At 60.7% G+C, this 19,354-nt stretch carries 19 protein-coding genes and 1 pseudogene; 14 read left to right on the top strand and 6 right to left on the bottom strand.

Going from position 1 to position 19,354, the window contains the following annotated elements; translation table 11 throughout:
• Window positions 1–105: 105 nt before the first annotated feature.
• The 4 genes from J3P75_RS03895 to J3P75_RS03880 form a co-directional block, all read right to left on the bottom strand.
• On the bottom strand, window positions 106–390 hold the full coding sequence (locus J3P75_RS03895; RefSeq protein WP_434595203.1) for a YceK/YidQ family lipoprotein: 285 nt from the start codon (window positions 388–390) through the stop codon (window positions 106–108).
• Window positions 383–1,030, bottom strand: coding sequence for a flavin prenyltransferase UbiX (ubiX, locus tag J3P75_RS03890; RefSeq protein WP_258447890.1), 648 nt, complete (start codon window positions 1,028–1,030; stop codon window positions 383–385). The genes J3P75_RS03895 and ubiX overlap by 8 nt, the downstream gene beginning before the upstream one ends.
• Window positions 1,027–2,376 carry a UDP-N-acetylmuramate:L-alanyl-gamma-D-glutamyl-meso-diaminopimelate ligase gene (gene mpl, locus J3P75_RS03885; protein ID WP_064364045.1) on the bottom strand — a complete coding sequence of 450 codons (1,350 nt, stop codon included), beginning with the start codon at window positions 2,374–2,376 and terminating at the stop codon, window positions 1,027–1,029. The genes ubiX and mpl overlap by 4 nt, the downstream gene beginning before the upstream one ends.
• A gap of 297 nt (window positions 2,377–2,673) precedes the next feature.
• Window positions 2,674–4,587: a sigma-54-dependent Fis family transcriptional regulator gene (locus J3P75_RS03880; RefSeq protein ID WP_434709382.1), complete on the bottom strand. Its 1,914-nt coding sequence runs from the start codon at window positions 4,585–4,587 to the stop codon at window positions 2,674–2,676.
• A 301-nt stretch (window positions 4,588–4,888) separates the two neighbouring features.
• Between J3P75_RS03880 and exaC the strand changes: the two genes are divergently transcribed.
• The 14 genes and pseudogenes from exaC (at window position 4,889) to darG (ending at window position 16,876) form a co-directional block, all read left to right on the top strand.
• Window positions 4,889–6,409: an acetaldehyde dehydrogenase ExaC gene (gene exaC / locus J3P75_RS03875; protein WP_090286659.1), complete on the top strand. Its 1,521-nt coding sequence runs from the start codon at window positions 4,889–4,891 to the stop codon at window positions 6,407–6,409.
• Window positions 6,410–6,504: 95 nt separating this feature from the next.
• Window positions 6,505–7,956: an ethanolamine permease gene (gene eat, locus J3P75_RS03870; protein ID WP_206415582.1), complete on the top strand. Its 1,452-nt coding sequence runs from the start codon at window positions 6,505–6,507 to the stop codon at window positions 7,954–7,956.
• A gap of 51 nt (window positions 7,957–8,007) precedes the next feature.
• A complete protein-coding gene (locus J3P75_RS03865) occupies window positions 8,008–9,402 on the top strand; it encodes an ethanolamine ammonia-lyase subunit EutB (protein ID WP_434709381.1) in 1,395 nt (464 codons plus the stop codon).
• Window positions 9,403–9,407: 5 nt separating this feature from the next.
• A complete protein-coding gene (gene eutC, locus J3P75_RS03860; RefSeq protein ID WP_434709379.1) occupies window positions 9,408–10,232 on the top strand; it encodes an ethanolamine ammonia-lyase subunit EutC in 825 nt (274 codons plus the stop codon).
• Between the two features lie 115 nt (window positions 10,233–10,347).
• A complete protein-coding gene (locus tag J3P75_RS03855; RefSeq protein ID WP_007958617.1) occupies window positions 10,348–10,809 on the top strand; it encodes a GNAT family N-acetyltransferase in 462 nt (153 codons plus the stop codon).
• Between the two features lie 227 nt (window positions 10,810–11,036).
• Window positions 11,037–11,687, top strand: coding sequence for a DedA family protein (locus tag J3P75_RS03850; RefSeq protein WP_093097959.1), 651 nt, complete (start codon window positions 11,037–11,039; stop codon window positions 11,685–11,687).
• A gap of 3 nt (window positions 11,688–11,690) precedes the next feature.
• Entirely contained in the window at window positions 11,691–12,503 is an 813-nt protein-coding gene (locus tag J3P75_RS03845) for a zinc-dependent peptidase (RefSeq protein ID WP_434709378.1), read from the top strand.
• Window positions 12,504–12,615: 112 nt separating this feature from the next.
• Complete coding sequence (gene ppa, locus J3P75_RS03840) at window positions 12,616–13,143, top strand: inorganic diphosphatase (RefSeq protein WP_320389505.1); 528 nt, start codon at window positions 12,616–12,618, stop codon at window positions 13,141–13,143.
• Window positions 13,144–13,365: 222 nt separating this feature from the next.
• The gene (locus J3P75_RS03835; protein ID WP_434595185.1) at window positions 13,366–14,109 is read left to right on the top strand and encodes a S24 family peptidase; all 744 of its coding nucleotides are present in this window, start codon (window positions 13,366–13,368) and stop codon (window positions 14,107–14,109) included.
• Window positions 14,110–14,543: 434 nt separating this feature from the next.
• Window positions 14,544–14,783: a type II toxin-antitoxin system RelB/DinJ family antitoxin gene (locus J3P75_RS03830; protein ID WP_434709377.1), complete on the top strand. Its 240-nt coding sequence runs from the start codon at window positions 14,544–14,546 to the stop codon at window positions 14,781–14,783.
• Entirely contained in the window at window positions 14,773–15,069 is a 297-nt protein-coding gene (locus J3P75_RS03825) for a type II toxin-antitoxin system RelE family toxin (RefSeq protein ID WP_434709376.1), read from the top strand. Before J3P75_RS03830 ends, J3P75_RS03825 begins: the two co-directional genes overlap by 11 nt.
• A 78-nt stretch (window positions 15,070–15,147) precedes the next feature.
• Complete coding sequence (locus tag J3P75_RS03820; RefSeq protein ID WP_434709375.1) at window positions 15,148–15,579, top strand: hypothetical protein; 432 nt, start codon at window positions 15,148–15,150, stop codon at window positions 15,577–15,579.
• Between the two features lie 32 nt (window positions 15,580–15,611).
• Window positions 15,612–15,794, top strand: a pseudogene (locus J3P75_RS03815) (DarT ssDNA thymidine ADP-ribosyltransferase family protein); the annotation flags it as partial.
• Window positions 15,791–16,876 (top strand): type II toxin-antitoxin system antitoxin DNA ADP-ribosyl glycohydrolase DarG, encoded by a 1,086-nt coding sequence (gene darG, locus J3P75_RS03810; protein ID WP_434709374.1) that lies wholly within the window; start codon window positions 15,791–15,793, stop codon window positions 16,874–16,876. The pseudogene J3P75_RS03815 and the gene darG, both read left to right, overlap by 4 nt.
• A gap of 42 nt (window positions 16,877–16,918) precedes the next feature.
• Here the strand turns inward: darG and J3P75_RS03805 are convergent, their stop codons facing one another.
• Both J3P75_RS03805 and J3P75_RS03800 read right to left on the bottom strand, forming a co-directional pair.
• The gene (locus J3P75_RS03805) at window positions 16,919–17,731 is read right to left on the bottom strand and encodes a YfaP family protein (RefSeq protein WP_434709373.1); all 813 of its coding nucleotides are present in this window, start codon (window positions 17,729–17,731) and stop codon (window positions 16,919–16,921) included.
• A 3-nt stretch (window positions 17,732–17,734) separates the two neighbouring features.
• The gene (locus tag J3P75_RS03800) at window positions 17,735–19,354 is read right to left on the bottom strand and encodes a DUF2300 domain-containing protein (protein ID WP_434709372.1); all 1,620 of its coding nucleotides are present in this window, start codon (window positions 19,352–19,354) and stop codon (window positions 17,735–17,737) included.

The raw sequence follows: 19,354 nt of genomic DNA, 5'->3' as shown, positions 1-19,354 counted from the left end.
GCCAGCAGGCTGGCTCCCACACTGATTCTCAGTGAACCCACCTTTTGTGGGCAACCAGGAAACCTGTGGGAGCCAGCCTGCTGGCGATGGAGTGCGCAGCACTCCCTACAATCCGCCCGTCGCCTGAAAACCCACGCCAATCACAGTGAGCAACGACAACGGCAACAACAGTGTATCGAGCAGCGCACTGGCCGGCAGGTCCACCCCGGGATAGCTCGGCGCCTCGGCGCCGAAGCGGTCTTTCGCACAACAGCCACCATTGAGCGCATACCAATCCAGTCGCGTACCGGAATACACCACCGGCGCGCCGGGTTTCGCCGCGTCCAGCGTCCGCGCTGTGGCGCAGCCGGTCAGTTGCACGGCCAGCACCAGCGCCAGCAGCTTATTCATCGCTGCTCAGATGATGCTCGCCCCACCGCGGCAGCATGTCTTGCGGGATACCAAGCAGATTGAGAATGCGTGCTACGACGAAATCGATGAGGTCATCGATGGTCTGCGGCTGATGGTAGAAACCCGGCGACGCCGGCAGAATCGTCACGCCCATGTTCGACAGCTTGAGCATGTGTTCCAGATGAATGCTCGAATACGGCGCCTCGCGCGGCACCAGAATCAACTGGCGGCGCTCTTTCAACGTGACGTCGGCGGCGCGCTCGATCAGGTTGTTGCACGCGCCGGTCGCAATGGCCGACAGCGTGCCGGTCGAGCACGGCACCACGACCATTGCCGCCGGCGCACCGGAGCCCGAGGCCACCGGCGACATCCAGTCTTCCTTGCCGTACACGCGAATCTGTCCGGCGGCTGCGCCGGTGTATTCGGTGAGAAACGCCTGCATCATCTGTGGCTTGGCCGGCAACGACACGTCGGTTTCGGTGGCCATCACCAGTTGCGCAGCCTTGGAAATCAGAAAGTGCACTTCGCGATCTTCACGCACCAGACAATCGAGCAGACGCAAACCGTACTGCGCGCCGGACGCGCCGGTCATCGCCAGCGTGATGCGTTCCGGGCCACCGGCCTGCGAGTAACCGTTCATTGCAGCGCCTCGGCGAGTTTGCCGTGCAGACCACCGAAGCCACCGTTACTCATGATCACCACATGCGTGCCCGGCTGGGCCTGGCTCTTCACGCGTTCAATGATGCCTTCCAGCGAATCGCTGACAATCGACGGCACCGTGCACAGCGCGGCAGTCGCGGCCAGGTCCCAGCCAAGATTGGCCGGGGCGTACCAGATCACCTGATCGGCATCGACCACGCTGTCCGGCAAACCGTCACGGTGCGCGCCGAGCTTCATCGAATTGGAGCGCGGCTCGATGATCGCGATCAGCGGCGCGTCGCCAATGCGCTTGCGCAGGCCATCAAGGGTGGTGGCGATGGCTGTCGGGTGGTGGGCAAAGTCGTCGTAAATGGTGATGCCGCGGACTTCCGCGACTTTTTCCATGCGGCGTTTGACGTTCTTGAATGCGCTGAGACCGGCAATGCCCATTGACGGCACCACGCCGACATGCCGCGCTGCTGCCAGCGCCGCCAAGGCATTGGCGACGTTGTGCTGGCCGGTCAGCTCCCATTCAACGGTGCCTTGCGACACGCCTTCGAACATCACTTCGAACGCCGAACCGTCTTCGCTGAGCAGTTTGACCTGCCACTGACCGCCGGCACCGGTGGTTTGCACCGGGGTCCAGCAACCCATCTCGATCACCCGCTGCAACGCCGGCTCGGTGGTCGGGTGAATAACCAGACCTTCGCTCGGGATGGTGCGGACCAAGTGATGGAATTGCCGCTCGATCGCTGGCAGATCCGGGAAGATATCGGCGTGATCGAATTCCAGATTGTTGAGAATGGCCGTACGCGGGCGGTAATGGACGAACTTCGAACGCTTGTCGAAGAACGCGCTGTCGTATTCATCGGCCTCGATCACGAAGAACGGCGTACCGCCCAGCCGCGCCGACACCGAGAAGTTCTGCGGTACACCGCCAATCAGGAAACCCGGGCTCATGCCGGCGTGTTCCAGCACCCAGGCGAGCATGCTGCTGGTGGTGGTCTTGCCGTGGGTACCGGCAACCGCCAGCACCCAACGACCTTGCAGCACATGATCAGCCAGCCACTGCGGGCCGGAGACGTACGGCAGGCCTTTGTTCAGCACGTATTCCACGGCCGGGTTGCCACGGGACATGGCATTGCCGATCACCACCAGATCCGGCGCCGGATCGAGCTGCGCCGGGTCGTAGCCCTGAGTCAGCTGAATGCCCTGGGCTTCGAGCTGTGTGCTCATCGGTGGATAGACGTTGGCGTCGGAGCCGGTCACATGATGGCCCAGCTCTTTGGCCAACACCGCCATCGAGCCCATGAAAGTCCCGCAGATACCCAGAATATGAATGTGCATAGTCGACCTCGTAAAACATGGCCGCAGGTTAGCGTAGGGAGGGGGAAATGGCACTCTTTAGGTGAAGTCTGCGCGCGCGCAGGCCGCTACATCTCGGGTTGATCGTTCCCACGCGCAGCAAAGGAATGCAGCTCGGGACGCTCTGCGTCCCAAAGCGGACGCAGAGCGTCCGGGGAGGCGTTACCACGCAGAACGTGGGAACGATCAAGTTCGGCTCGATTATTCAGGTCCACGTAAATCGCCAGAACACCTCGATCAGTCCCTCTCCCTCTGGGAGAGGGCTAGGGTGAGGGGCATTTAACTGACACGCCGCTCAATCCCATGCTTGCGCAGCTTTCTATAAAGCGTATTTCGACTCACGCCCAGCTGTTCCGCGGTACGGGTCATGTGCCAGCGGGTCTGCTCTAACGCATTAAGCAACGCAGAACGCTCGGCATCTTCCAGCGGTCGCTCGCAAGAGTCCTGCGCCACAACCACCGGCCGCACCTGCCGAATCATCCCCGGCAAATCCTCCACCCCGACCCGGCCCTCATCACACAACGCCGCTAACGTCCGCAGCACATTGCGCAACTGCCGGACATTGCCGGGCCAGTCGAACGCCAGCAACGCCTGACGCGCCGGCTCTTCAATCACAATCGCCTCACCGCCCGCCTCTTCGGCCAACAGAAAATCCAGCAACTGCGCCTTGTCACTGCGCTCACGCAATGCCGGCAACGCCACTTCCAGCCCGTTCATGCGGTAATACAAATCCTCGCGAAAACTGCCGTCCTCGACCCGCTCGAGCAGATTGCGGTGGGTGGCACTGATGATCCGCACATTGACCGTCTCTGGTTCACCGCCGAGCGGCACCACCTGGCGATCTTCCAGCACCCGCAGCAAACGGGTCTGCAGAGCCAGCGGCATGTCGCCAATTTCATCGAGAAACAGGGTGCCGCCATCGGCCTGCTGCAACTTGCCACGCATGCCGTCCTTGCGTGCGCCGGTGAAGCTGCCGCCGCGATAGCCAAACAGTTCGCTCTCGATCAGGCTCTCCGGGATCGCCGCGCAATTGAGCGCGACGAAGGCTTTGCCCGAGCGCTGACTGGCCTGATGCACAGCCTTGGCGAAGGCTTCCTTGCCGGTGCCGGTTTCGCCGTTGATCAGCAGCGGCACATCACGTTCGAACACGCGCAGGGCTTTGCGGAAACTGGCTTGCAACGCCTCGTCACCGAGGCAGATGCCGGGCAGGCGCGGCGCTTCGATGATCTTCGCCGGGGCCGGGATCGGCAGCGGTTTGCGTGATTCGCCGCGCAGGACGGCAAACAGATGCCGCCCATCGCGGGTGCGCAGCGGCCAACTGGCGCTGGCATTGGCGCTGGCGCGAACGAGCAGCTCATCCAGCGAGCAATCGAAAAACGCTTCCACCGGTTTGCCCAGCAAGCCGCCGCGCATATGCCCAAGCAGGTTCAGCGCACTCTGGTTGACTGCGCTGATCCGCCCTTCCCCATCGAACGCCAGCAAGCCTTCGCTGAACAGCCCGACCGACTCGGCCTGCAGATGAAAGCGCAACAACCACTGGTTATCGAAGCAGCGCAGGAAGTAGCAACTCTCGATCATCTTCGCCGACAGATTGACCAGCGTCATGGTGTGGAACTGGCTCTGGCGCGAAACCTCGTGGCGCGCCGAAGACACATCGAGCACAGCGAGCAGTTCGCCATGCGGATCGAACACCGGGCTTGCCGAACAAGTCAGGCCGGTGTGGCGGCCGCGAAAGTGTTCGTCCTGATGAATGGTCAGCGCCTGGCGCTCGACCAGGCAAGTGCCGATGCCGTTGGTGCCTTCGCAGGCTTCACTCCAGTCGGCGCCGAGCCAGAGGCCGGCGCGTTCGAAAATCTTGCGTTCGGCCGGCGCGGCGACGCAGTTGAGGATCACCCCCCGCGCATCGGTCAACAGCACCGCGTGGCCGGCGCCGGAAAGCTGTTGATGCAGGCTGCTCATTTCCGTCCCGGCAATTTGCAGCACTTGCTGCAGACGTTCGCGGCTTTCCAGCACACGCCCGTGTTCGAGCACGGTCGGGGCCATGCTCAGGGCCGGGTCGAGGTGATAGTCCTGCAGACACCGCAGCCAGGAGCGGGCGATCGACGGGTCGGCACCGGGGCCGTGCAAATGCGGCTTGCCCTGGGTGGCGGTGAGGACCTGGCGGGCATGGCGACTCAAATGGTTGTCGTGCATTTCTTATTGTTCTCCCCGAGGCGCGGCGGCCCAATGCTGAGGTGACGCCCAGCATCCTCCAGGCACCGGCGCATTGCAATGCTGGCAAGACCGCCCGGCCACGGGCTGTGCCAGAAACGGTACAAATCGTCACCGCAGCTGTACCGAAACCCTCACAGCATCGACCCGCTCGTCCGAGACAAACCGTGCAACGCCCTGATTTGCCTGACCTGCGCGGCAATGGCCCGGCCCTTGCTCTACGCTTATAGCAAGCGCACTTGCGCGTTTCTCTAATAAGTACAAAGCCAAGGAGAACATCATCATGCGTTACGCTCACCCCGGTACTGACGGCGCCAAGGTCTCGTTCAAGAGCAAGTACGGTAACTACATCGGCGGCGAGTTCGTCGCGCCGGTCAAAGGTCAGTACTTCACCAATACCTCGCCAGTGAATGGCCAGCCGATTGCCGAATTCCCCCGCTCCACCGCCGAAGACATCGACAAGGCGCTGGACGCTGCCCATGCCGCCGCCGATGCCTGGGGCGCGACTTCGGTGCAGGCGCGCTCGCTGATCCTGCTGAAAATCGCCGACCGCATCGAAGCCAACCTCGAATTGCTGGCGATCACCGAAACCTGGGACAACGGCAAAGCCATCCGCGAAACCCTCAACGCCGACATTCCGCTGGCCGCCGACCACTTCCGCTACTTCGCCGGTTGCCTGCGCGCGCAGGAAGGCAGCGCCGCGGAAATCGACGGCAACACCGTGGCCTATCACATTCATGAACCGCTGGGCGTGGTCGGCCAGATCATCCCGTGGAACTTCCCGCTGTTGATGGCCGCGTGGAAACTGGCGCCTGCGCTGGCCGCCGGTAACTGCGTGGTACTCAAGCCCGCCGAGCAAACGCCGCTGGGCATCTGCGTGCTGATGGAGTTGATCGGTGACTTGCTGCCGCCGGGCGTGCTCAACGTCGTGCAAGGCTTCGGCAAAGAGGCCGGCGAAGCACTGGCGACCAGCAAGCGCATCGCCAAGATCGCCTTCACCGGCTCGACCCCGGTCGGTTCGCACATCATGAAATGCGCAGCGGAAAACATCATTCCGTCCACCGTGGAACTGGGCGGCAAATCACCGAACATCTTCTTCGAAGACATCATGCAGGCCGAGCCGAGCTTCATCGAAAAAGCCGCTGAAGGTCTGGTGCTGGCGTTCTTCAACCAGGGCGAAGTGTGCACCTGCCCGTCGCGCGCGCTAGTACAGGAATCGATCTACGACGAATTCATGCAGGCCGTGATGAAGAAAGTCAGCCAGATCAAACGCGGCGACCCGCTCGACACCGACACCATGGTCGGTGCCCAGGCATCCGAGCAGCAATTCGACAAGATTTTGTCCTACCTGGAAATCGCCAAGGGCGAAGGCGCCGAGCTGCTGACGGGCGGCAAAGTGGAAAAACTCGAAGGCAGCCTGGCCACCGGTTACTACATCCAGCCGACCCTGCTCAAGGGCACCAACAAGATGCGCGTGTTCCAGGAAGAAATCTTCGGCCCGGTGGTGAGCATCACCACCTTCAAGGACGAAGCCGAAGCTCTGGCGATCGCCAACGACACCGAGTTCGGCCTCGGCGCCGGTCTGTGGACCCGCGACATCAACCGCGCCTACCGCATGGGCCGGGCGATCAAGGCCGGTCGCGTGTGGACCAACTGCTACCACCTGTACCCGGCGCATGCCGCGTTCGGTGGTTACAAAAAGTCCGGTGTCGGCCGTGAGACGCACAAGATGATGCTCGACCATTATCAGCAGACCAAGAACCTGCTGGTGAGCTACGACATCAATCCGTTGGGCTTTTTCTAACTCTGCGGCACTGATCGTTCCCACGCGCAGCAAAGGAACGATCAGGTTCCTGGCGATACCGCCGGGGCAATAAAACAATAAGAAAGGTGAACCCTATGCCAAGCGAATCCCCGGCTGGCGCTCCGGCGACCGGCTCCTCCGTCGACTTCGAAAAAGTCGGCACCGACTACTTCCAACAACGCGAATTGAAAAAAGGCGCCGCCGGCTGGGTCCTGCTGGTGGGCCTGGGCGTTGCTTACGTGATTTCCGGCGACTACGCCGGCTGGAACTTCGGCCTCGCCCAGGGTGGCTGGGGCGGCATGTTTCTCGCCACGCTGCTGATGGCGACCATGTACCTGTGCATGTGCTTCTCCCTCGCCGAACTGTCCTCGATGATCCCCACCGCCGGCGGCGGTTACGGCTTTGCCCGCAGCGCGTTCGGGCCGTGGGGCGGATTTCTCACTGGCACCGCAATCCTCATCGAATATGCAATCGCGCCCGCCGCCATCGCGGTGTTCATCGGCGCCTACTGCGAGTCGCTGTTCGGCATCGGCGGCTGGGTGATCTATCTGGCTTTCTACATCATCTTTATCGCCATCCATATTTTCGGCGTAGGCGAAGCGCTCAAGCTGATGTTCATCATCACCGCTGTCGCCGCGTTGGCACTGGGAGTGTTTCTGGTGGCGATGGTGCCGCACTTCGATGTCGCCAACCTGCTCGACATCCCGGTTACCGCCGCGGCCGGCGCCAGCCCGTTCCTGCCGTTCGGCTATGTCGGCGTGTGGGCAGCGATTCCCTATGCGATCTGGTTTTTCCTCGCCGTCGAAGGCGTGCCGCTGGCGGCTGAAGAAACCAAAAATCCCAAGCGCGACCTGCCGCGTGGCCTGATCGGCGCGATGCTGGTGCTGTTGATGTTCGCCCTGCTGATTCTGATCGTCGGCCCCGGTGGCGCTGGCGCCAATTCGCTGCTGACCTCCGGCAATCCGCTGGTCGAAGCCTTGAGCAAAGCCTATGGCGGCTCGACCTGGATGGGCAGCTTCGTCAACCTCGTCGGCCTGGCCGGGCTGATCGCCAGTTTCTTCTCGATCATCTACGCCTACTCGCGGCAGATCTTTGCGTTGTCGCGGGCCGGTTACCTGCCGCGCAAATTGTCGCAGACCAACAAGAGCAAGGCGCCGGTGCTGGCGCTGGTGATTCCCGGAATTATCGGCTTCGGGCTGTCGTTGACCGGTCAAGGCGACCTGCTGATTCTGGTGGCGGTGTTCGGCGCGACCATTTCCTATGTGCTGATGATGGCCGCGCACATCACGCTGCGCATCCGCCGCCCCAAAATGGATCGGCCGTATCGCACGCCGGGCGGTATTTTCACTTCGGGCGTGGCGCTGGTGCTGGCGTGCATCGCCGTGGTGGCGGGGTTCCTCGTCGATCCACGGGTGGTGATCGGCGCCGCCATCATCTATGGAGTGTTAATTGCTTACTTTGCCTTCTACAGTCGGCATCACTTGGTAGCGGGCACGCCGGAAGAAGAATTCGCGGCGATTCAGAAAGCTGAACAAGCCTTGCACTGATTGTCGAAAACCACGGCGCAGAGGTATCTGCGCCGTCACGGAGAACGCTGAATGGCCAGTTTTGCTCACACGGTCGGCGCGCAGACCTACCGCTTCGACAGCCTCAAAGACCTCATGGCCAAGGCCAGCCCGGCACGCTCGGGGGATTTTCTCGCGGAAATCGCCGCGCTCAATGACGGCGAGCGCGTCGCCGCACAAATGGCCCTGGCTAACACCCCGCTCACGCATTTTCTGCAGGAAGCGCTGATCCCCTACGAAGCCGATGAAGTCACCCGACTGATCATCGACACTCACGACAAGCAGGCCTTTGCAGTCGTCAGCCATCTCACCGTCGGTGGCTTTCGCGACTGGCTGCTCAGCGACGCCGCCGACGAAACCAGTCTGCGCCTGCTGGCCCCCGGCCTGACGCCGGAAATGGTCGCGGCCGTGTCGAAGATCATGCGCGTACAGGATCTGGTGCTGGTGGCGCAAAAGATTCGCGTGGTGACGAAATTCCGCGGCACCCTCGGCTTGAAAGGTCGCCTGTCGACCCGCCTGCAACCCAACCACCCGACCGATGAGCCGTCCGGGATCGCCGCGAGCATTCTCGACGGCCTGCTCTATGGCAACGGCGACGCGATGATCGGCATCAACCCGGCCACCGACAGCATTGCCTCGATTTGCGCCATGCTGGAAATGCTCGATGCGATCATCCAGCGCTACGACATTCCGACCCAGGCCTGCGTACTCACCCACGTCACCACCTCCATCGAGGCGATCAACCGTGGCGTGCCGCTGGATCTGGTGTTCCAGTCGATCGCTGGCACCGAAGCGGCCAACGCCAGTTTCGGTATCAATCTGAATGTGTTGCAGGAAGGCTATGACGCCGGGTTGAGCCTGAACCGCGGCACGCTCGGGCAGAACCTGATGTATTTCGAAACCGGTCAGGGCAGTGCGCTGTCGGCCAATGCCCACCATGGCGTCGATCAACAGACCTGTGAGACGCGAGCCTACGCCGTGGCGCGGCATTTCAAGCCGTTTCTGGTGAACACGGTCGTAGGATTTATCGGCCCGGAATACCTCTACAACGGCAAACAGATCATCCGCGCCGGCCTCGAAGACCATTTTTGCGGCAAGTTGCTTGGCGTGCCGATGGGCTGCGACATCTGCTACACCAACCACGCCGAAGCCGATCAGGACGACATGGACACCCTGTTGACGCTCTTGGGTGTGGCCGGGATCAACTTCATCATGGGCATCCCCGGCTCCGATGACATCATGCTCAATTACCAGACCACCTCGTTCCACGACGCCCTCTACGCCCGGCAGACCCTGGGCCTGAAACCGGCGCCGGAGTTCGAGCAGTGGCTGGCCAACATGGGCATCTTCACGCAAGCCGATGGCAAGGTGCGCTTTGGTAACAATCTGCCGCCGGCCTTCCGCCAGGCGCTGGCGCAATTGGGATGACTCGCATGGAAAAACCGCCCGTGGACCCGCAAAACCCGTGGCTGCAACTGCGCCGCCTGACCCCGGCGCGCATTGCTCTGGGCCGCACTGGCACCAGCCTGCCGACCAGCGCTCAGCTGGATTTCCAGTTTGCCCATGCGCAGGCGCGCGATGCGGTGCACCTGCCGTTCGATCATGCCGGGCTCAGCGCACAGTTGCAGGAGGGCGGGCGCCAAAGCCTGCTGCTGCACAGCGCGGCGCCGGATCGCCACACGTATCTGCAACGCCCGGACCTGGGCCGCAAGCTCAGCGACGAGTCGGCGCAATCCCTGCGTGATTACGCCAGCGCCCATCCGGGCGGCGTCGATCTGGCGATTGTCGTCGCGGACGGCTTGTCGGCCCTGGCCGTGCATCGGCATACCCTGCCGTTTCTCAAGCGCCTGGAAGAACAGATGAGCGCCGATGGCTGGTCGCTCGCGCCCGTGCTGCTGGTGGAACAGGGCCGCGTCGCCATCGGTGACGAAATCGGCCAGTTGCTCGGGGCGAAAATGTTGGTGATGCTGATCGGCGAGCGGCCGGGCCTGAGTTCGCCGGACAGCCTCGGCCTGTATTTCACCTATGCGCCCAAGGTCGGCCTGACCGACGCTTACCGCAATTGCATCTCCAATGTCCGCCTGGAGGGATTGAGCTACGGCATGGCGGCGCATCGCCTGCTGTATCTGATGCGTGAAGCCTGTCGACGGCAGCTGTCGGGGGTCAACTTGAAGGACGAAGCCCAGGTGCAGACGCTGGAGCCGGACGATGAGGTGAACATGAAGGGCAATTTCCTGCTCGACCCGCCGCCCGCCTGAACCGTTTCCGCATTGCCTTTCTGCGCTGGTTTCAGGCAGGATCGAAGCACGGCCGCCAGGGTTTCCCATCGCCGTCAGAGCAGTTGAAGACAGCCACTTGAAGACGAGACCTATCATGCGGATTATTCAAGCGACCCTCGAACATCTGGATTTGCTGACCCCGTTGTTCGTCAAATATCGCGAGTTCTACGGTTCCCTGCCTTACCCGGATTCCTCCCGCGCCTTTCTCGAAAAGCGCCTGCGCCGCAAGGAATCGGTGATTTACCTGGCCCTGGCCGATGATGACGACAAGAAACTCATGGGGTTCTGTCAGCTCTATCCAAGCTTCTCCTCGCTGTCGCTCAAGCGCGTGTGGATTCTCAACGACATCTATGTCGCCGAAGACGCCCGTCGGCAATTGGTCGCGGACAATCTGATCCGCACCGCAAAAAAAATGGCCAAGGAAACCCAAGCCGTGCGCATGCGCGTCTCCACCAGCGCCGACAACGAAGTGGCACAAAAAACCTATGAATCCATCGGATTCAAGGAAGACACCGAGTTCAAGAACTACGTATTGCCGATCAGCGACGAGCTCTGATCGCCACCGACCGGGTGCTGAGGGAGCGCGCTCCCTCGCCACACGTCGGGTCTGCCTGACAATTGATCACAGGCGACACTCCTCGCGACAAAACCGACACGCTTTCCTCCTGCCAGACCGTATAATCGCGAGCTTTCCGGCTTGTAAGAAAAACTACACCCCGCTGTAGGCTTACACGAAGTCATCCGCACAGGCCTGCCGAGTCGGGCCGCCATACAGGTGCCTCCATGGATTTCAACCCGCTCGACCTTATCCTGCATCTCGACGTCTACCTCGATTTGCTGGTGAACAACTATGGGCCATGGATCTACGCCATCCTGTTTCTGGTGATCTTCTGCGAAACCGGTCTGGTGGTGATGCCGTTCCTGCCGGGCGACTCGCTGCTGTTCATTGCCGGCGCCGTGGCGGCGGGTGGTGGCATGGACCCGGTATTGCTCGGTGGTCTGCTGATGCTCGCGGCCATTCTCGGCGACAGCACCAACTACGTGATCGGTCGTACGGCGGGTGAGAAGCTGTTCAGCAACCCCAACTCGAAAATATTCCGCCGCGACTACCTGCAAAAAACCCACGACTTCTACGACAAGCACGGCGGCAAGACCGTGACCATGGCGCGTTTCCTGCCGATCATCCGTACGTTTGCGCCATTCGTCGCCGGCATCGCACGCATGCCGTATCCGCGCTTTTTCGGTTTCAGCGTACTCGGCACGATCCTCTGGGTCGGCGGCCTGGTCACTCTCGGTTACTTCTTCGGCAACGTGCCGTTCATCAAGAAGAACCTGTCGCTGCTGGTGGTGGCCATTATCCTGCTGTCGCTGGTGCCGATGATCATCGGTGTGGTGCGCAGCCGTTTCGGCGGCACCAAAGCGCAATCGCACTAAGCAATGTGGTTGTTGAGCGCCTGGCGTCGCCGACGCATTCTGGCAAAGCACCCGATTGCCGACGATGTCTGGCAACGGGTGCGGCATCACCTGAGTTTTCTCGATGGCCTCAGCGCTGCGCAAGACCAGTGGCTGCGCGACGCCTGTGTGTTGTTCCTCGAAGACAAACACCTGAGTGCCCTGCCCGGCGTCGAACTGCATCAGGAACAACGCCTGTTGCTCGCCGCCCAAGCGCAGTTGCCGCTGCTTAACCTCGGTGATTTGAACTGGTATCAAGGCTTTCATGAGATCGTCCTCTACCCCGACGACTTCCTCAGCCCGCAACGCCATCGCGACGCCAGCGGCATTGAGCATGAGTGGGACGGCGAGCACAGCGGCGAAGCCTGGCAACAGGGGCCGGTGATTCTCGCCTGGCCGGGCGTCATGGCCAGCGGTGGCTGGGAAGGCTATAACCTGGTCATTCACGAACTGGCGCATAAACTCGACATGCTCAATGGCGATGCCAACGGCCTGCCGCCGTTGCATGCCGACATGCGCGTCAGCGACTGGGCCGAGGTGATGCAGGCGGCCTACGACGATCTCAACCGCCAGCTAGACCATGATCCCGATGCCGAAACCGCCATCGATCCGTACGCGGCGGAGAACCCGGCGGAGTTCTTCGCAGTCACCAGTGAATACTTCTTCAGCGCCCCGGATCTGCTGCACGAGGCCTATCCGCAGGTGTACGCGCAGTTGCAGCTTTTCTACCGCCAGGACCCGTTGGGCAGGTTGCGGCAACTTCAGGCCACAGACCCGGTCTATCAGGCGCACGACTAAGCTGCACACGACTTTCGGTCCATGGCGTCGACGGCAGAATATGCCTATAATCGCCGCCACTTTTTGGTCAATCCGGCCAAGTGTTTTTGGTCAACTACGGGGGCAACGCCCAATGAGCTACAGCAAGATTCCGGCTGGCAAAGACCTGCCGAACGACATCTACGTCGCGATCGAGATTCCGGCCAACCACGCGCCGATCAAATACGAAATCGACAAAGACAGCGATTGCCTGTTCGTTGACCGTTTCATGGCCACCCCAATGTTCTACCCGGCCAACTACGGTTACATCCCGAACACTCTGGCTGACGACGGTGATCCCCTCGACGTGCTGGTCGTGACCCCTTACCCGGTTGCCCCAGGTTCGGTGATCCGCGCACGTCCGGTCGGCATTCTGAACATGACCGACGACGGCGGCGGCGATGCCAAAGTCATCGCAGTGCCACACGACAAGCTGTCGCAGCTGTACGTCGACGTGAAGGAATACACCGACCTGCCGCCACTGCTGATCCAGCAGATCGAGCACTTCTTTGCGAACTACAAAGATCTCGAAAAAGGCAAATGGGTCAAGATCGAAGGCTGGGCCGGCGCAGACGCCGCCCGCGAAGCGATCATCAAGTCGGTTGCCGCCTACAAAGGCTAAGCGACGGCTCGCTGCGTGATGCTTGAGAAAACCCCGGTTGATCCGGGGTTTTTTATGTCCGGCCAAAGCTCGCTTAAACAAGCTGTTTAGAGCGGACTACAGAAAAGTTTTAAGCCGTGTAATTTCCCACAAGTGCGGCTTACATCCCGTCGCAAAATTCAGCCCGATTTTGAACGCGCGGTTTATTCAAACCGCTCTGGCACGGCCGTAGACTCCGTGTTTATGAGAAAGAACACTAGCGGTCCAAGATTCAAGGCACTCCTGGAAGCTGCGAACATCTCGACGACGGGTTTCGCAAAGTTCTGGGGCACGGAAGCCCAAAATGTCCACAACTGGTACACCCGGGGCGTCCCGGCGTATCGCATGGAAGAAGTCTCACGCCTGCTGTCCGTCAATAGCGAATGGCTGAAAACCGGCGAAGGCACCAAGGAATCCCCAAGCCTCAGCCCACCGGCGAGCAATGGCGACCATTTCGACGCCAACGACCCGCAGGGCAGCTACCGATTCATCCACCCCAACGATGTCGAACTGGCCTTCTTCAAGGAAACGCCGCTCGACAGCTCCGACAAGACCCACGTCATCCAGGACCCGGACCTCTCGATCCGCCTGCTGCGCGCCCACCTCGACCAGCTGGAAGTGCGCCCCGGCGACGCCATCTGCGCCCACATGATCGGCAACAGCATGGCCGACCGCATCGAAGACGGCTCCATCGTCGCCATCGACCGCAGCCTGACCCAGGTCGTCGACGGCGAAATCTACGCCATCGAACACGACGGCATGCTGCGCATCAAATACCTGCACCGCATGCCCGGCAACGGCCTGCGCCTGCGCAGCCACAACAGCGCCGAATACCCCGACGAGGTCTTCCGCCCGGCACAGATCGAGGAGCAAAGGATTCACATATTGGGCTGGGTGTTCTGGTGGTCGACGGTGAGCAAGCGCCGGCCGGTGGTGCCGTTTCTCTGATATCAGGGCCTACATAGCCCCCCTGTAGGAGTGAGCCTGCTCGCGATGAGGCCCTGATAATCGGTACAAATCCAAAATTTGTTCGACTGCGGTCGCTCTAAACCGCACTTCAGACTGGGAATCCCTAACAAAACTCAGTATCCTGCGCCCCACATTTGCGCATCGACCCGCTCCCGCGGCTCAGATGACGCCCGACGCGGCAGACCAACGTCTGACCAAGTCCCACAGCCGGACGCAAGATCCGGATGTACGTTTTGAAGGCTGGCGCGGCTTACCAAAAATAAGCCAAGCCAGTCCCCGAGAAGCCGGCCACAAGCCGGCTTTTTAATGCCTGAAAGAGCGGCAGCCCTACCCGTCCGAAAGCCGAATTTGCACTTGTCTAGCTTCTGTCACCTTGCTACCGTAACGACAAACGTCACTACAGGTATCTCATCATGGCCTCCATCAACATCCGTATCGACGATGAGCTGAAGCAACGCTCCTTTGCCGAACTGGAGAAGCTTGGCGTCACGCCTTCCGAGCTTCTGCGCCAAACGCTTCAATACGTCGCCGAGCGGGGCAAGCTACCTTTCAAAGCGGCGTTGCTCAGCGAAGAAGATGAAGCGCTCATCGCCGTCGTCACCGAACGCCTCGCCTCACCGCAGCGAGTCAAGGTGAGTCTGGATGATTTATGAGCTTGAGTTTGATCGTCGTGCTTTAAAAGAATGGAACAAGCTAGGGGATACGATTCGCCAACAGTTCAAAAAGAAACTGGCTGAGGTTTTGGAGAATCCTCGAATCGAAGCCAATCGCCTTCGTGAGCTACCGGATTGCTACAAAGTGAAATTGAAAAGTGCCGGTTATCGATTGATCTACCAGGTGCTTGACCAGGAAATCTTGGTGTTCGTGGTCGCTATCGGCAAACGCGAGCGTGAGGCTGCTTACGAGGTTGCGCATGATCGCTTGCCATCCCGCACCTGATACGAAGTGATTTACCAGATACAAGCCGTCCGAGGCGAATCATTTTTTAAAATAAAAACGCGTACAAGGAAGTAACATATGCGTCTCGCTTATCGCCCCTCACCTTTTCAATTGACCATCCTCATTGCTTTGAGCTTTTGCATCTCCGGCTGCGTCGGTACCATCGTGGCATTGCCTGAGAAAACCACGCTCAAAACTGACGAGTACAAAGCCCTTAACGCTCGCTCGATCCACCCAGCGGTCACCCGAACCGTGCAATCAACACCCACGCGTGAATGGTGCGGCATCACGGTTTGGGCGCTGATCATTCCTGTGCCGTTGAAATTGCCCGTGTGTTCGTCGTACTCCGAGCAGTCCTTCGGACGTGACGCGTATGGCGAGGAAATCGTTTTGCTCAATTCAAAACAAACTGTACCTTCGCCGTTCTATGCCTGCGGCCCGTTCATGGTGCTGGGGCCAGTTGTTCATGGCTATCAGGGCAATGCGCTTTGCGGGGTCTTTCCAGACTAGCCGGGGATCACCAATAACCGAACGACTTCCCTGATGACCCTCGCAAAATGGAGCGTTATCAGGCTGAGGCGTTGATCCACCATCACTTACCGATTACGGGACTACTGGGCATCATGTACCACACCGATGCAATGAAAGTACGCATAGAAGCAGACGTTGCCGCAAAAGGCCTGACGTTGCCGGTTCATGCGCGCCCCAAGTGGTATTTCCAATGATCAGATTCACCCAAGGCAACCTGCTGGAAGCCAAAACCGAAGCCCTCGTCAACACGGTGAATACCGTTGGCGTCATGGGTAAGGGCATCGCGCTGATGTTCAAAGAGCGCTTTGCGCAGAATTACCGCGTGTATGCAGCGGCATGTAAGGCCGGGGAAGTAGAAACCGGCAAAATGCACGTGACTGCCACCGACGAACTCGATGGCCCTCGCTGGATTGTGAATTTTCCTACCAAGCGCCACTGGCGGTCGCCGTCGCAAATGGCATGGATAACCGAAGGCTTGCATGATCTGCGGCGGTTCCTGCTTGAAAACGATGTGAAATCCGTCGCGATTCCACCGTTGGGTGCTGGCAATGGCGGTTTGAAGTGGACCGAAGTCCGTGAGCAGATTGTCGACGTGTTGGGGGACCTGGATGCTGATGTATTGGTATTCGAGCCGTCCAATCAGTATCTGAATGTCGCCAAGCGTACGGGTGTAGAAAAACTCACGCCTGCCCGCGCTCTTATCGCCGAACTGGTTCGTCGCTATTGGGTTTTAGGCATGCAGTGCAGTCTGCTGGAAATTCAGAAGCTGGCCTGGTTTCTTGAGCGCGCAATTGAGCAGTTGCCGGATACAGAGAACCCTCTAAATCTAAAATTTGTCGCGCACAAATATGGGCCATACGCCAACCGGCTGGAACATCTGCTCGATAACCTCGATGGCAGTTATCTTCACTGTGACAAACGCATCAGTGATGCAGGCATTAGTGATGTGATCTGGTTTGATCAAGAGCGCAAAGCGTTCTTGCAGACGTATCTGAAGACTGAGGCGAAGGACTATTCGCAAGCATTGGAGCGCACGGCTCAACTGATTGACGGCTTCGAATCGCCCTTTGGCATGGAGTTATTGGCCACAGTTGATTGGCTGTTGAACCAGGAAGGGGTGCCTGCGACTGTTCCTGCAATACGTGAGGCGTTAAAACGCTGGGATGGCGGTGCCGGTGCTGCGGCTCGCAAAAGCAAGCTGTTCGATGATCAGTCTTTGGAAATTGCGCTCAAGCGATTGGCTACCAGCAGCTTTCGACCAGAATTAGTGCACTAAGCGATCAAGAACAATTGGTCAGCAACCTGCTGACCAATCCCCTCACGGATAACTAAACGACTTCACCAACGTCAACTCCCCCACCGCCCGCATCGGGATCAAAAACGTCTCCATTTTCTCACTCGGCGTGCCTTCCTCGGTGATCACCGTCACCTGCGCCGTGGTCAACGCCTGCACCGCCTCGCCCGCGCCCTCGTCATCCTCGCGATAGCCACCGCCGTAATAATTCACATACACCAGATACTGGCCTTTGATCGGCGCGGGCATGGCGGCGATTTCCGGGCCGTAGCCGGTGGTGACGTCGACGTCGAGGGCGGCGCCGTTGGGGGCGACGCGGTTGCCGTACCAGATGTGCGCGCCGTCGGGGGTGATCAGGTGCAGGTCGAGGTCGGTGCCGTCGCTGTCCCACGCCAGCAGTACGCGCAGTTTGGCCGGGGTGGCGCCGCCGCGAGTGTTGAGGAACTGGGTGCGGTGGCGTTGTTGGCCGTCGGGGCTGCGCACTTCGACGCTGTTGCTGCCGTTGGGGAAGGAGAACGGGCGGTCGAAGCGGCCGCTGGCGTCGATTTTCAGCGGCATGCTGACGCCGTTGACGATCAGGCGGCCGGGCTGGTTGTTTTTGGCCGTCGCTTTGATTTCGCCGCTGATGCGCGCGGTGCTGGCCTGGCCGATTGGGGTGTTTACCGACGAAGCCGGGTAGTTGACGGTCTGGCGAAAGCTCTCGCCCTCGCCTTCCGGGGCGCCGCTGCGCCAGCCGCTGATCGGGGTGTCGAGCTTGACGCTGTCGGCGGCTTGGGCCGGCGCCAGCGCGGTCAGCGTGCAGAGCAGCAGCAAGACCTGTGGATAACGGAGTGTCATGGTCTATTCCAGCAAAAGGTGACGGGCGAGCCCTTCGATGTAGGTTTCGTCCTGGCCGTTGGGGTGTGCTTCAAAAGCCAGGTGCAGGTATTCGTGAGTCAGGTCGAGGCGATCCTGCAGCGTCAGAACGCCGCGTACGTAGATGCGCTGCCGTTCGCGGTCGACGAAGGGCCGGCCGAAGGCAAGTTTGCATACGGCGAAAGTGCTGACTTCGTTGTAGCCGGTTTCGCTGGCAAGCTTCGGCCGCCAGCCGCGTCGCTGTTTTTGCAGCCAGTCTTGCGCGGCGGGCAGCGCTTCGCAGGAGGCGACCGGGTTGTCCCAGCGGCTGAGGCTGGCGCGCGGGTAGGCGTGCAGCAGAATCGCGTCGTAGCGCTGGCCGGCGTTGGCCTGCTCGACGGCTTGCTGCCAGGCGAGTTTGTCCGGGCCGGGTTGCTCGGAGTGATAGGTGACGGTGCTGCCGGCGAGGACCAGATCAGCAGTCCAGGCGGCGATGTTGCGTGATTCGGCAGAGGCCGGGCGAGGCGCGACGCGTTGGCGGTTGCTGCTGTCGTCGATGCTCAGGCAGTCGCCGTGGCGCGTGGCGTTTTGCAACAGGTAGGTGCGGATCGCCACAGCGAGGGCTTTGGCGGCTTCGGCGGGTTGCGCCTTGGCTTCACGCTCGAGGACGCGGGCGACATACTCCTCACGATCAAGCCGGGCGACCAGTTTGTCGTTGAGCAGGAACAATTCGCCGTTGCTGTGGATATCCAGCGCATTGCCGTTGGCGAATTCGACGCGGTAGTCACCCAGTAACGGTCCGGAGATCACTGTTCGCTCGCCCGCCGAAACCCTCGCAAGCGGGTACTTCGAAAACAGCCCGACTTCGACACAACGCCCCGCTTCTGCCGGCCATGCCGCTGGCAAAACCGTCGCCAGTGCCTGACCGTAATGCCGCAAGACCATCTGACTGGTGCCACGCCCGCCGGCCCAGACCGGCGCACCATCCGCCGTCCAGCCGGCAAAGCCACCCTGACGCGACTGCGGATCGTGATCGCCGAGCCAGCTCCAGGTTTTCACCCGCAAGCGCCCGCCCAGTTCGCCGACGACATTGCCGTCCGCCGCGTTCAGCACCACGTCGAGCAACACCCGCCGCGCCTGATCCTGCGCCGGCAGCGAGGCCAGCACCTTGAGCAACTCCACAACGGAAACCCGCTGCGCTGGCTGCACCGAGGGCAGATCGAGCAACCACGGCGGTGCCTGTCGCGCCTGCCAATAGCTGCGCCAATCGGCAGCAGAAACGCCCAACCGCGCCGGTTCAAAATACAAACCGCAGGATTTCACCAACGCCTGATCGCGCTCGATCTTGCCGCCCGCGGTGCAGCAATAGACTTCTTCTTTCGACTGCCCGCGACATTCATAAGCCGGCTCACGCGCGCCGGTATCGACCAGCCATGCGTATACGAACAATTTCCACAGGCTGCCCAGCGGCGCCTCCAGCGAGGGAGGCAACGGCTCGCGCGCGATCAGTTGCGTTTGGCTCAGCGACAACAGTTCGCCCTGATAAGCCAGGCGTAAGGGCTCGTCCTGCGCCGTTGCCAGCGCAGGCATGATCCCGATCAACAGCCACAGCAGCGGCCGGGTCAT

This window comes from Pseudomonas sp. R1-1 (assembly GCF_051132135.1).
Classification (GTDB): domain Bacteria; phylum Pseudomonadota; class Gammaproteobacteria; order Pseudomonadales; family Pseudomonadaceae; genus Aquipseudomonas.
Note: the sequence above shows the minus strand (reverse complement) of the source record. Positions and strands in the feature narration are given on the sequence as shown.